Here is a 12455-nt window from a genome sequence, read left to right on the forward strand (position 1 = left end):
GCGTGCAGGTCACCGTGGAGCAGAAGGGAACCCTGGCATGACCACCACCAACCGCGGCTTCAACCGGGTCCTGCTGTTCCTGATCGGCCTGATCGCAATCGTCGCCGGGGTCGTGATCGGCGCCGGGGTGCTGCAACCCGTCCGCGACGCGGTGCAGCAGTACGTGACCCTCCCGCAGCAGGTCACCGTGCCGGACACGGCACTGTGGATCATCGCCGCCGTCTGCGCAGTCGTGATCGTCCTCGCGTTGGTCGTGGTGTTCACCCGCGGTGGTGGCGGCACCAGCGTCGCGGTCCGGGAACGCACCGGTGACGACCAGGTCACCGTCAACGTCGCCCTCGTCCGCGACGTCATCGACCACGAACTCGCCGACGTCCACGACATCGTCACCACCAAGGTCGACACGTACCTGGTGAAGAAGCAGCGGGCGGCCCGGATCCGGGTCCACGTCCGCCGCGGCGGCGACGCGGTCACCGTCCTCGACGCCGTCGACCACGCCGTCACCACCCTCGACCACACCCTCGGCCGAGAAGTACCGGTCCTGGTCCACCTCACCGGCGGCACCCGCACCGCACTCGCACGCACCACCCGCGTCCACTGACGCACACCACCACACCACCACCGCCGGGGACGACCCCGGCCCATCAGGGAGAGGAACCCACCATGGGACTCGACGACAAGATCAAGAACGCCGCCCAGGACATCGCGGGCAAGGCCAAGGAGGCCTTCGGCAACGCCACGAACGACGACTCGAAGGTCGCCGAGGGCAAGAAGGACCAGACCGCTGCGAGCGCGAAGCAGACCGGCGAGGACATCAAGGACGTCTTCAAGAACTAGCGGACCACGGCCGTCGCTCCCCCTGCGGGAGCGACGGCCCTGCTGTCCCGAGGAGGAAGCCATGCAGCACGATCCGAACGCACGGACCCAGGTGACCGAGGTCGACCTGCCGTCCGAGCTGACCACCCCGCTCCCCGACGACGCCGGGCCCCTGGTGGTCGCCGCCCGCACCGCGGCGGAGACGGCGCTCGGCGTGCCGGGTGTCCACCACCTGGGCAGCCTCGCGGCCCGCGCCGCCGACCGCGTCCGCTCCCAGCTCGGGCGGTCCGCCGGAGCACCCGGGGTGCAGGTGGACGACGCCGAGGACACCATCGACGTGACCGTGTCGGTCGTCGTCGAGTACCCGCGGAACGTGCGCGAGGTCGCCGCGGCGGTCCGCGACCAGGTGTCCGCGGCGGTCTCGCAGCTGGGCGACGGCAAGCCGACCACGGTCGACGTCCGCGTGCTCGACGTGCACGGGCCGTTCGACGACGAACCGTCGGCCATCGACCGCGCCACCGACGCCGTCGGGGCCGCCGCGAGCCGCACGAAGGACGCCGTGGCCGGTGCCGCGGAGGACGTCCGCGCGAGCGCCGCCGACGTCGCCGAGCGTGCACGGGACGCAGCGCAGGACGCCGCCGCCGCCACGCGTGAGGCCGCCGGCAAGGCGAAGGACGCAGCGGGTGACGCCGTCGACGCCACCCGCGCCACGACGGCCGACCTGGGCGACCGCGCCGCGGACGCGCTCGACACCGCACGCGCCGCGACCGCCGACGCCGTCGACGCCGCTCGGACCCGCACCGCCGACGCGGTGCACGACGCCCGGGCAGCGGCCTCCGACGCCGCGGACCACGCGGCGCGGAAGTCCTCGGAAGCAGGTGACGCGGCGCAGGACGCCGTCAGCGCCGCGAAGGACGCCGCAGCCGACGCGACCGCCGAGGTGCGCGACCGCGCGTCCGGTGCCGCTGCTGCCGCGACCGACGCGGCGGCCGAGGCCGGGGCAGCGGCGTCCGACGCCACCGACTCGGCGGTCACAGCGACGCAGGCCGCGACCGCCGATGCGAGCCCGGACGCAAGCCCGGACGCGCACTCGGGTGCACCCACCGCGCACGACACCGGGTCGCCGGCCGAGGACGGCCGTGTCGCTGACGATCGTGTCGCTGACGAGCGCGTCGCCGACGCCCTCGACGACGCCGCGGACCGCATCGAGCACGCAGCCGACGTCGTCCGCGACGAGGCCGCCGCCCGCCAGCCGGACGGGGACGGCGGAGCCGCACGGTGATGACCGCGTGGGTGGGGCGGCGGGGCCCGTCCCGGCGGCCCCGCCCGCGCGGCGTCTGGGTCGCATCGGGCACCGGCATCGTGCTCGTGCTCGTCGTGGCCCTCGGCGCGTACCTGCCGCTCGTCGGCTTCCTCGGCGGGGTCACCGCCACGACCGCCGGGCTCGTGCCCTTCCCCGTCGTCCGCATCACCCTCGTGACGCTGCTCGGGGTCGTCGTTGTCGTCGCCCTGCTGCTGCTCGCCCTCACCCGCCGCCACACCGCGACGTCGGTGGTCGCCGTCGTGGTCGCGGTGCTGGTCAGCCTCGCCGTGACCGCCTACCCGGTGGTGACGATCGCTGTCGCCTCCGCCGACCGTGCCGGCGACGTCTGGCCGGTCGTGACCGAGCTCTGGCAGCGGTTCACCGGCTGACCACCACCACCGGCGGGACGGACGGCGCTCATCACGGATCGGTGACGGATCCGGCGCGTCGTGTCAGGATCCGCGCGCTGCCGACATCGTTCAGGTGGAGGGAGCACCGTGGACGACACCGCAGACGACGACACCGGCCTCGCACGGCGCCTCGCGACGGGGGACCGAGCAGCACTGGCGATCGCCTTCGATCGCTTCGCGCCGACGCTCACCCGGTACGCCTGGGCGATCGCGGGGAGCAAGCAGGACGTCGAGGAACTCGTGCAGGACACGTTCCTGACCCTCTGGCAGAAGGCCGACAGCGTGCAGCTGCCGACCGGGGAGCTGCTCCCCTGGCTGCTCGTGGTGTGCCGCGACCACGCCAGGAACCTGGCTCGGCGCAGCGCGGAGCACGCCGGGGACGAGCTGCCCGAGGAACTCGCCGCGCCGGCCGGTCCGTCGGAGGGAGCGGACGAGCTCCGGTGGGTCCGTGACGAGATCGCGGCCCTGCCCGAGGCCGACCGGCTGATCTGCGAGCTCTGCCTGGTTCGCGGGTACTCCTACGCCGAGGCCGCGCAGCTCCTCGGCGTCGGTTCGGTGACGCAGCGCGTCTCCCGGTCCCGACGACGACTGCGCAAGGCGGTGACGCACGATGAACACTGAGCCCCCCGTGGGAGACGAGCTGCAGCGCATGCTCGTGTCGATGAAGCAGCACGTGCTGGAGCGCGCGGAGTCCCGGCCGCGTCGACGCCGTCTGACCGGCATCGCGATCGGCGTCGTGTCGGTCCTGCTCCTCGGCGCTGCCGGTGGCGGGGTCGCGCTCGGGCTCATCCCGACGTCGCTCACCGCGGAACCGACCCCGACGGCGACGAGCACTCCGGAGCAGACGGCCTCCGAGACACCGTCCGGTGCGCCCGTCATCGGACGCCCGACGCCGCGGTCCACGCCGACCTCGACGCCGACCTCCACCCGTGCGCCCTACTCGGTCGCGGACCCGTCCACCTGGACGATCTCGGGGAACGAGGTCGGTCCGATCGCCCTCGGGGCGCCGATCGCCGGGGAGCTGGACGACCTCGGGAGCGCCTACACGCGCGAGGTCGAGTACGCGTGCCCTGCTCCCGAGGTCACGAACTGGGACCGCCCGGACAGCCCTGGGATGACGGTCATCGAGGGGGACGACGGGACCGTCAGTGCTGTCGCCATCGGTTCCGGCCCCGCCGGGGACGATCCCGGTCCGACCACCGCCGAAGGGTTCGGGACGGGCAGCACGGTCGAGGAACTACGCGCCGCCTACCCGGACCTGACGTTCGTCCCCTCGAGCTACGGTCCCGAACCGGACGGGCCCTCCGCCCAGTGGACGATCGAGCGGAACGGGTACCACGTCACCTTCGTGACCGGTGAGGACGGACGGACGGTCGGGATCGTCTGGGTCAGCTCGGTCGCGCAGGCTCCCCCGGAGTTCTGCGGCTGACCCCGGGCCGACGACATCGAGGCGAGGGACAGCGCGTGCAGCGCGGCGCGGGACAGCGGTCGCAGCCGCGTCAGCAGGTCGCCGCCGCCAAGCGGTCCAGGCCCTCGTCGACGGACATCGCCGGCGACCAGTGGAGGTCCCGCCGGGTGCGACGCTGGTCGAACCAGTGCGCCGTCGAGAGCTGCTCCGCGAGGAACCGCGTCATCGGCGGCTCGTCCGCCCCGGGCCGCACCCGCCACACGGCCTCGACGACCGAGCCGGCCACCCGGGCGAGCCCGGCGGGGACGTGCAGTCGCGGTGCCGGCACCCCGGACGCCGTGCAGATGCCGGCGAGCAGTTCGGCGACGGGTCGCGGCTCGCCGTTGGTCACGACGTAGGCGTTGCCGTGCACGGCGTCGTCAGCGGCGTGCTCGAGGGCCGCGACCATCGCCGAGGCGGCGTTGTCGACGAAGAGCGTGTCGATGAGCGCTGCGCCGGAGTCGAGCAGCGGCAGCCGTCCGGCCCGTGCACGCGCGACGATGCGGCCCACGAGCTGCGTGTCCCCGGGCCCCCACACCAGGTGCGGCCGGACCGCGACGACCGCGAACCCGGGCTCGTCGGCGGCCAGCGCCAGGAGCTCCGCGGCGGCCTTCGTCCGGGCGTAGTGCCCGCGCGCGGCCGTCGGTTCGGCGGGGTCCGCTCCTGCGCCCGAGAGCGACGAGCCGGTGTGCGCCACCGACGGCGACGAGACGAAGACGAACCGGCCGACGCCCGCGGTCCGCGCTGCGGCGAGCAGCGTGCGGGTGCCGTCGACGTTGACCCGGGCGAAGTCGGCCGGGTCGCCGGCGAGCGAGACCTTCGCGGCGAGGTGCACGACCGCGTCGACCCCGGCCACGGCCCGCTCGACCGCGGCGGCATCGGTCATGGTGCCGAGGGAGTCCTCCACCCCGTCGACGCCCGAGGGTCGGCGCTGGAACGTCCGGACGTCGTGCCCGGCGTCGCGCACGGCGGCGGCGGTCGCGCGGCCGAGGAACCCGCTCGCGCCGGTGACGAGCACCCTCACGGACGCACCATCCGCCCGCCGCCGAGCACCGTGGTCGCCCACCGCGACAGGCGTGCACGGTCGACCTTCGAGTTGTGCCGGACGTCGGTCGGCAGCACGGGGACGACGAGCACCGCCGCGACCGGCACGCCGGCTGCTGCACGCACCGCACGGGCCAGAGCGGCCGGTGCGAGTCCGGGACGACGCGCGGCCGGCACGGTCTCGACGACCGCCACGACCTGCTGCGTCCCACGCGGCCCGGTGCCCGCGATGCCGACGCGTCCGACGCCGGCCACCCGCTCGATCCGCTGCTCGGGACCGACGGGTGTCACGACGCCCTCCGCCGTGGTCACGACGTGCTGCAGCCGCCCCTCGATCCACAGGCGCCCCTCGGCGTCCAGGTGGCCGACGTCACCGGTCCGGTGCCCGCGCGGGTCGTCGACGCCCATGCGGGAGACCCGGTCCGTGCGCCAGAGACGGTCGTAGTGGTCGCGCACGTGCGGCGCCGCCACGACGACCTCGCCGGTGACCCCGGCGGCGTCGGTCGGGGCACCGCTCGGTGCACCGTCGTCGTCGAGCGGTGCGATCCGCACGCGGACGCCGGTGGCCGGGGCCCCGACGCAGATCCCCTGCTCGTCGACACCGTCGGTGGCTGCGGCACGCACCCCGTCCAGGTCGACGTCGGTCATGAGCAGCCCCTCGGTCATGCCGTAGGGGGTGTGGGCCGACGCGTTCGGCATGAGCGCGGTCGCCGCGGTCAGGAGCGACGCCGACACCGGCGCGCCGGCGGACAGGAACAGGCGGACCCGGCCGAGCGCCTCGCGGTCGCGGTCGGTCAGCGCCGACGAGGTCGCGACCACGTTCGCCAGGGCCGCGGGCGAGAGGAACACGACGGTCGCGTCGGCCGCGGCGACGGCGTCCGCCACCGCGCGGGCGGTCAGGGTCCGGGGTGCGGTGACGTCCATGTCGGGTGCGACCGAGCGAGCGCCGAGGGCGGGGCCGAGCAGGGCGAACGGCGCGAAGCCGGCGACCAGGCCCGTGCCGACACCGACGTCGTACTGCGCCGCCAGGACGTCACGCACCGCGGCGAGCTGCCCGTGCGTGTAGACGACGCCCTTCGCGGGGCCGGTCGACCCGGAGGTGAACAGGACGGCCGCGGGGGCGTCCGGCGCCGGTGCGACGGGCAGGGCGGCCCCCGCGGCGAGCCGTCGGGCACCGCGACGAGCGACCTCGACGAGCGTGTGCTCGACACCGAGCGCCGCGCGCGCGACTGCCGGGAGCGCGAGGGTCGCGATGCGTCGGCCCGGCCACCCGAGGGCCCGAGCGGCACCGAGGCCCGGCAGCGCACCGATCACCCAGTCCGGACGCGCACCGCGGACGGCGCGGGTCAGGCCGCGCAGGCCCAGCCCGGCGTCCGCGACGACCACGACCGCACCGATCCGGACGCTCGCGTAGAGCGCGGCCGTCAGGTCCGCGCCGGGCGTGACGAGGAGCGAGACGCGGTCGCCCGGACGGACGCCGACGTCGAGCAACCCGGCGGCGACCTCGTCGACGCGTCGGGCCAGGAGTCGCCAGCTGATCGTCCGGGGACCGCCGGCGGCGGCCATCTCGATGAGCGCCGGCTCCTCCGAGTGGCGCAGCCCGTCGAGGGCGGCCCACAACGGGTGCGTTCCCCCCGCCCCGGCCTCGGCGCGGTCCGGGAGGCGCGGGTCGTCCCCGCGGGTCGTCGTCCCGTCCGGCAGGCGGTCGCCCAGCCAGTCGAGCACCGTCCCGGCGACGTCGGCGTCGTCGGGCAGCAGGTGGCCGGCACCCTCGAAGCGGTGGACGTCGGCGTGCGGCAGCCGGTCGACCAGGTCGTCGAGGTACCGCTCCAGGAACACCGGGTCGCGCGGCCCCCACATCACGAGCGCGGGCACCTCGAGCGCGGCGACGCCGGCGGCGATCCGGTCGAGCTCGGCCGCGCTGGGGTGGGACGCGTCGACCGGGATGTCCGCGACGAAGCCCCCGATACCGCCGCGACGAGCCGCACCGCGGTAGGGCGCACGGTAGGCGTCGGCGGTCGCGCGGTCGAGCCGCGGGTGGGCGATCGCGAGGGTCGTCTCGAGGAACGCCGGCGTGACGACCGTCCCGCGGCCGAGCACCTCCGGGCGCAGCGCGAGCCGGAGGGGTGCCGGGACCGGGGCGTCGTCGGGCTGGTGCACGGCGGTGTTGCACGTCGCGACACCGACCACGAGGTCCGGGTGGTCGACCGCCCAACCGAGCGACACCACGCCGCCCCAGTCGTGCCCGAGGGTCACGACGGGGCCGGTGAGTCCGAGTTCGTCGGTCAGGGCGCCGAGGTCGCGCACCCGGTCGGCCAGGAGGTGCTGGTCGGCGGTGCGCTCCGAGAAGCCCATGTCGAGCTGGTCGACGGCGACCACGCGCCAAGCCGGGCCTCCCGCCCGGGCGGCGTCGAGCGTGCGGGCCGCGACGGACCGCCAGAGGTACGACCAGGTCGGGTTGCCGTGCACGCAGAGCAGGGTGCCGACCGGGGTGACGCCGAGCGCCTCGAGGGAACCGGCCGTGTCGAGGAGGTGCCAGGTGCGCGCGGGGCGAGCCGCGCCTCCCGGCCGACCGTCGTCACCACCCGGAACGGTGACCAGTCGCGACCACGCCGGGTCGAGTCCGGGCAGGGGCGGCGGGAGCGTCGCCGGGGCCGTGCTGGCGGCGACGCTCGGGAGGCCGGACCTCACCAGCGCAGTTCCATCATCGCCGTGTTGATGCCCGAGCCCACGCCGCCCAGGAACACGCGGTCGCCACGGGTGATGCCGCCGCGGGCGACCTCGTCGGCCAGGGTGATCGGGATCGACGCCGGACCGACGTTGCCGAAGCGCTGGTAGGTCGTCGGCACCTTGTCGCGCGGGACGCCGATCGCCTCGACGAAGGCGTTCGTGTGCACGTCGGAGACCTGGTGCAGGACGTAGCGGTCCATGTCCGCCCAGTCGAAGTGCGCGCGGGCCTCGTTCCAGGCCGCGACGACGAGCTCCATGCCGCCCTTGAGCAGCATCTTCGCGTCCGTGAACATGCCGTCGACGCTGCCGACGCACAGGTCGTACCACTGCGTCGCCGCGCGGGTGACGCCGCCGACGATGCGGTGGCCCTCGGGGTGGACGTCGCTCGGGCCGAGCACGGCGGCCGCGGCACCCGACCCGAGGGTCAGGCTCGCGAACTCGCTCATGAAGTCCTTGCGGTTCCGGCCGCCCTGGTTCAGGCGGTCGATCGTGTTGAGCTGCACCTGGTCGGCGTCCTCGCCGTCCACGACGAGCGCGTACTTGATCTGCCCGGAGTCGATCATGCCCGCGGCGACGCTCATGGCGTTGACGAACCCGAGGCAGGCGTTCGCGATGTCGAAGTTGATCGCCGACGTCGGCAGCCCGAGACCGTGGTGCAGGCGGACCGCGACCGAGGGCTCGAGGTGCGGACGGGTGACGGAGGTGTTGATGAGGAGCCCGATCTCCTCCGGACGCACCCCGGCCTCGGCCATCGCCCGACGGCCGGCGTCGATCGCGGCGTCCTGGAAGGTCTGCCCCTCGCCCCAGTTGCGGCGCTCGGTCACCCCCGCGACCCGCTCGAGCAGGCCCATCGGCAGGCGGAGCCGACGGAGGGCCCCACGGAGGCGCTCCTCGATGTCGGCGGACGTCGTGACACGCTCGGCGGTGGTGGTCGCCACCGACAGCAGCGACACGTTCTGGTGCTTCGCCGTGGCGTTGCCGGGGCGCTCCGGTTCGCTGCTCGTCGCCTGGTCGACCGGCCGTTCCGTCATGATCGTCACCGACACATACTTCCGCATCCGACCTGGGTGCGCGATCCGGGTGCGCTGGGCGGCACCGGTCAGGCGTCCTTCGGGAGCTTGCGGACCTTCGATCGGCGTCGCCGCCGGTCCGGGATCATCGACCGCATCTCCTCCAGCTTGCCGAAGCAGAGCAGGCGGTCGCTGGCCTGCAGTTCGACGCCGCTGCGCGGGTTCGGGATCACGGACGCGCCGCGGTGCAGGGTCAGCACGGTGATGTCCCGGTCCCAGAGGCCGGACTCCTTGATGGTCCTGCCGACGAGGTCGGCGTTCGTGTGCACGAGCAGCTCGGCGACGCCGTACCCGGTCGAGACGCTGAGGCGCTGCCGGACGTCGATCTCCGGGAACGCGACCTGGTTGCCGATGAAGTCGATGATCGCGCCGGCGACGTCGAGTCCCGTGGCGCGCTCGATGCCCTCGAGACCGGGCGACGAGTTGACCTCCATGACGAGGGGACCGTCGTTGCCCTCGAGCATGTCGACGCCGGCGACGCGCAGGCCCATGATCTGCGCGGAGCGGACCGCCGCCTCCTCGTACTCGGGCGTCAGCGTGACCTTCTCGACGGTGCCGCCGCGGTGGACGTTCGAGCGGAACTCGTCGCCGCTGGCGCTCCGGCGCATCGCGGCCACCACGCGGTCGCCGACGACGAGCGCGCGGATGTCCTTCCCGCGGCTCTCCGAGATGAACGACTGGATGAGCACGTTCTGCTTCGTCGAGTGCAGGGTCTCGACGATCGACTCGGCGACCTTCGCCTCGGGCGCGAGGATCACGCCGATGCCCTGGGTGCCCTCGAGCAGCTTGATGACGACGGGCGCGCCGCCGACCCGGTCGATCGCCCCGCGCACGTCGGCGCGGCTGTTGACGAACGTGGTCGCCGGCATGCCGATGTGGTGCCGGGACAGGATCTGGTTCGCCCGGAGCTTGTCGCGCGAGTTCGTGATGCCCGTCGCGGTGTTCGGCGTGTAGACGTCCATCTGCTCGAACTGCCGGACGACCGCGGTGCCGTAGTACGTGATCGAGTTGCCGATGCGCGGGAGCACGGCGTCGTAGTCGCTGAGGAGCTTGCCGCGGTAGAGCAGGTCGGGCTCGTCGGCGGTCAGGTCGATGGCGAACCGCAGGGTGTTCAGCACCTTGACGTCGTGCCCGCGGTCGATCGCCGCCGCGCGGAGACGCTGCGTCGAGTACGCGTGCGGGGCGCGCGACAGGATGGCGAGTTTCATCGGGGTGCTCCACGGGTTCGAGGACGACGACGGCGACGTCTCATCCAAGCATGCGACAGGATGGGGCCATGGCCCGGAACACGACGATCGCAGGTTGGCGTGAGTGGGCTGCCCTGCCCGGGCTGGACCTGCCGTGGATCAAGGTGAAGCTCGACACGGGCGCACGCAGCTCGGCGCTCCACGCCTTCGACCTCGAGGAGCTCCCCGGCGACCGGGTGCGGTTCTCGGTGCACCCGTGGCAGGACACCGACGCCGACGCGGTCACGCACGAGTGCGCCGTGCACGACCGACGCACCGTCCGGAGCTCGACCGGGCACACCCAGGAGCGGATCGTCGTCCTCACGCCGATCACCCTGGCCGGTCGCACGATCAACGCCGAGGTCACGCTGAGCAACCGCGACCAGATGGGCTTCCGCATGCTCGTCGGCCGCGAGGCGCTGCGGCAGGGGTTCCTGGTCGACCCCGCGCGGTCGTTCCTGGCCGGGCGGGCGCCGAAGGAGATCCGGCGGCGCAACCGCGGTCGCGCCTGAGCGGTCGCGCCTGAGCGGTCGCGCCTGCACGGCGGTGGCTCGGCGGTCCCGGCTCGTCGATGACGCCGCGTGACGCCACCCGTACCGGCGGCGCGCCGCGGTGCCTACGCTCACCCCACCGGCGCCGTCGCCGGATGCGTCCCGGACCCGAGGAGAACGACGTGACCGACCAGACCATCGCCCGCCAGGTGGACGAGTTCAACGCGGGCTTCACCGCGCAGATCGGCCCGGAGCTGTCCGCGGTCTTCGACGGTGAGCAGGCCGACCTGCGCGCCGCGGGCGTGCCCGACGGGGTCGTCGCGGTCGGCGACGACGCACCCGACGCCCCGCTCGTCACCCCGACGGGCTCCGCGACCTCGTTGGCGGACGTCCGCGGTGACGCCCCCACCGTCCTCGTGTTCTACCGCGGCGCCTGGTGCCCCTACTGCAACATCACGCTGCGCACCTACCAGCAGGAACTCCTGCCGGCCCTGCGAGAGCGCGGGGTGCAGCTCGTCGCCGTGTCGCCCCAGACGCCGGAGGCGGCCGAGCAGTCGATCGCGAACGGCGAGCTCGCCTTCCCGGTGCTGACCGACCCCGAGAACGTGCTGGCGGGCCGCTTCGGCATCGTCACCGCGCCGAGCGACGCCGCCCGTGGGGCGCACACCCGGCTCGGCTTCGACGTCGCCGACAGCAACGCGGACGACACCGCGGCGATCCCGTTCCCGTCCGTGTTCGTCATCGACGCCGCGGGCACGGTCCGGTTCGCGGACGTGCACGTCGACTACACGACCCGGACCGAGGTCGCCGAGGTGCTCGCCGCCGTCGACGAGCAGCTCGCTCCGGCGAGCTGACCCCGCCTGCGAGGCGCGAGCACCGCGGTCCGACGGGAGGCCCGCCCAGGGGTGACGCGCGTGCGTCACCCTGGGCGGGCCTCCCGTCCGTCCACGGCTCGCTCAGGCGGTCAGGTGTCGACCCAGGAACGCGATCTGGTCCGGCGCCGTCCGGCGCCAGTAGGCGCGGTCGTGGCCGCCGGGCTCGAGGCCGCCGGCCGGGGCGACGCTGAAACCCTGTCGGTAGGCCCGCACCGCGGGCTCGAAGCCGTCCCCGGTGCCGCAGTCGACCCGCACCGCGACCCCGTCGAGTGCGCGCTGCCGACCGAGCACGGTGTTCGCCCGGAAGTCCGCCGCGTCGTCGAACGCACCGCGGGCGGTGTCCCCGGCGGTCGTCCAGAGGGCCGGGCTGAGCGCTGCGACGACCCGGACGCGCTCGGCGCCGAGCACGCCGCCGAGGTGCAGTGCGCCGTAGCCGCCCATCGAGTTGCCGGTCAGGCCGAGCCGCGTGGTGTCGAGGCCGCGGTCACCCAGGAGCGGCAGGAACTCGTCGACGACCATCGACGCCGGGTCGTCCCCGTCGGCACGGCGGTGCCAGTACCGGTTGCCCCCGTCGACCGCCGCGACGGCGAACGGCGCGCCCCCGCTGCGCAGGTGCGCGGCGAGGAAGCGGTCGTACCCGAGCGCGTTCCCGGAGAAGGTGCGGTGGTCGCCGCCGTACCCGTGCAGGGCGACCGCGACGGGCAGCGGCGTCGCCGAGTGCGGCGCGGTGATCGTCCAGCCCACCGTCCGACCGCCCCGTGCCGCGGAGACGAACGTGCCCGAGGTCGAGGGCACCGGTGGCACGTCCGGGATCCTGCCGGCGGGACCGTCGAGGCCGAGCACGCGGTACATCGTCGACCGACCGGGGAGGAGCCGCTGGTCGACCGCCTCGAACGCCCCACCGGCGAGGAGCAGCGAGCCGCCGGCGGCGAGGAGCGCGCGACGGGTGATCGTCGTGGCGCGGGACGGGGTCGGCACGTGCTCATCGTGTCGGGCGGGAGGGGTGCTCCGCTGCAGATCCGCCCGGACGGAGCCGCGGGAAC

13 protein-coding genes are annotated in these 12455 nt (G+C 74.3%); 8 read left to right on the forward strand and 5 right to left on the reverse strand.

Going from position 1 to position 12455, the window contains the following annotated elements:
• Positions 1-37 precede the first annotated feature (37 nt).
• The 6 genes from AB0N84_RS12840 to AB0N84_RS12865 all read left to right on the forward strand — a co-directional run bounded on the left by AB0N84_RS12840 (position 38) and on the right by AB0N84_RS12865 (position 3958).
• Entirely contained in the window at positions 38-601 is a 564-nt protein-coding gene (locus tag AB0N84_RS12840; protein WP_363546883.1) for a hypothetical protein, read from the forward strand.
• 62 nt (positions 602-663) lie between these two features.
• Complete coding sequence (locus AB0N84_RS12845; protein WP_069712982.1) at positions 664-837, forward strand: CsbD family protein; 174 nt, start codon at positions 664-666, stop codon at positions 835-837.
• 61 nt (positions 838-898) lie between these two features.
• Complete coding sequence (locus AB0N84_RS12850) at positions 899-2098, forward strand: Asp23/Gls24 family envelope stress response protein (RefSeq protein ID WP_363546886.1); 1200 nt, start codon at positions 899-901, stop codon at positions 2096-2098.
• Positions 2098-2508, forward strand: a complete 411-nt coding sequence (locus AB0N84_RS12855; RefSeq protein ID WP_289459784.1) for an MFS transporter permease — start codon at positions 2098-2100, stop codon at positions 2506-2508. The genes AB0N84_RS12850 and AB0N84_RS12855 overlap by 1 nt, the downstream gene beginning before the upstream one ends.
• A 108-nt stretch (positions 2509-2616) precedes the next feature.
• Positions 2617-3150, forward strand: coding sequence for an RNA polymerase sigma factor (locus AB0N84_RS12860; protein ID WP_363546889.1), 534 nt, complete (start codon positions 2617-2619; stop codon positions 3148-3150).
• A 7-nt stretch (positions 3151-3157) separates the two neighbouring features.
• The gene (locus AB0N84_RS12865; RefSeq protein ID WP_363546892.1) at positions 3158-3958 is read left to right on the forward strand and encodes a hypothetical protein; all 801 of its coding nucleotides are present in this window, start codon (positions 3158-3160) and stop codon (positions 3956-3958) included.
• Between the two features lie 70 nt (positions 3959-4028).
• Here AB0N84_RS12865 and AB0N84_RS12870 read toward each other — a convergent pair whose 3' ends face one another.
• The 4 genes from AB0N84_RS12870 to rimK form a co-directional block, all read right to left on the reverse strand.
• On the reverse strand, positions 4029-5000 hold the full coding sequence (locus tag AB0N84_RS12870) for an NAD-dependent epimerase/dehydratase family protein (RefSeq protein WP_363546895.1): 972 nt from the start codon (positions 4998-5000) through the stop codon (positions 4029-4031).
• Entirely contained in the window at positions 4997-7711 is a 2715-nt protein-coding gene (locus AB0N84_RS12875) for an alpha/beta fold hydrolase (RefSeq protein WP_363546898.1), read from the reverse strand. Before AB0N84_RS12875 ends, AB0N84_RS12870 begins: the two co-directional genes overlap by 4 nt.
• Positions 7708-8781, reverse strand: a complete 1074-nt coding sequence (locus tag AB0N84_RS12880) for a 3-oxoacyl-ACP synthase III (RefSeq protein ID WP_069713038.1) — start codon at positions 8779-8781, stop codon at positions 7708-7710. Before AB0N84_RS12880 ends, AB0N84_RS12875 begins: the two co-directional genes overlap by 4 nt.
• A gap of 68 nt (positions 8782-8849) precedes the next feature.
• Positions 8850-10028 (reverse strand): 30S ribosomal protein S6--L-glutamate ligase, encoded by a 1179-nt coding sequence (gene rimK / locus AB0N84_RS12885; protein ID WP_182046210.1) that lies wholly within the window; start codon positions 10026-10028, stop codon positions 8850-8852.
• A 68-nt stretch (positions 10029-10096) separates the two neighbouring features.
• Between rimK and AB0N84_RS12890 the strand changes: the two genes are divergently transcribed.
• Positions 10097-10558 carry a RimK/LysX family protein gene (locus tag AB0N84_RS12890; protein ID WP_363546901.1) on the forward strand — a complete coding sequence of 154 codons (462 nt, stop codon included), beginning with the start codon at positions 10097-10099 and terminating at the stop codon, positions 10556-10558.
• Positions 10559-10719: 161 nt separating this feature from the next.
• Positions 10720-11391, forward strand: a complete 672-nt coding sequence (locus AB0N84_RS12895) for a peroxiredoxin-like family protein (protein WP_182046211.1) — start codon at positions 10720-10722, stop codon at positions 11389-11391.
• Between the two features lie 102 nt (positions 11392-11493).
• Here the strand turns inward: AB0N84_RS12895 and AB0N84_RS12900 are convergent, their stop codons facing one another.
• Positions 11494-12390, reverse strand: coding sequence for an alpha/beta hydrolase-fold protein (locus AB0N84_RS12900; protein WP_363546904.1), 897 nt, complete (start codon positions 12388-12390; stop codon positions 11494-11496).
• Positions 12391-12455: the final 65 nt, after the last annotated feature.

This window comes from Curtobacterium sp. NPDC089185 (genome assembly GCF_040685235.1).
GTDB classification, from domain to species: domain Bacteria; phylum Actinomycetota; class Actinomycetes; order Actinomycetales; family Microbacteriaceae; genus Curtobacterium; species Curtobacterium citri.

Coding starts and splice junctions, on each gene's coding strand:
- AB0N84_RS12840 (WP_363546883.1), top strand. CDS start 38: ATGACCACCACCAACCGCGGCTTCAACCGGGTCCTGCTGTTCCTGATC.
- AB0N84_RS12845 (WP_069712982.1), top strand. CDS start 664: ATGGGACTCGACGACAAGATCAAGAACGCCGCCCAGGACATCGCGGGC.
- AB0N84_RS12850 (WP_363546886.1), top strand. CDS start 899: ATGCAGCACGATCCGAACGCACGGACCCAGGTGACCGAGGTCGACCTG.
- AB0N84_RS12855 (WP_289459784.1), top strand. CDS start 2,098: ATGACCGCGTGGGTGGGGCGGCGGGGCCCGTCCCGGCGGCCCCGCCCG.
- AB0N84_RS12880 (WP_069713038.1), bottom strand. CDS start 8,781: ATGACGGAACGGCCGGTCGACCAGGCGACGAGCAGCGAACCGGAGCGC.
- rimK (WP_182046210.1), bottom strand. CDS start 10,028: ATGAAACTCGCCATCCTGTCGCGCGCCCCGCACGCGTACTCGACGCAG.
- AB0N84_RS12890 (WP_363546901.1), top strand. CDS start 10,097: ATGGCCCGGAACACGACGATCGCAGGTTGGCGTGAGTGGGCTGCCCTG.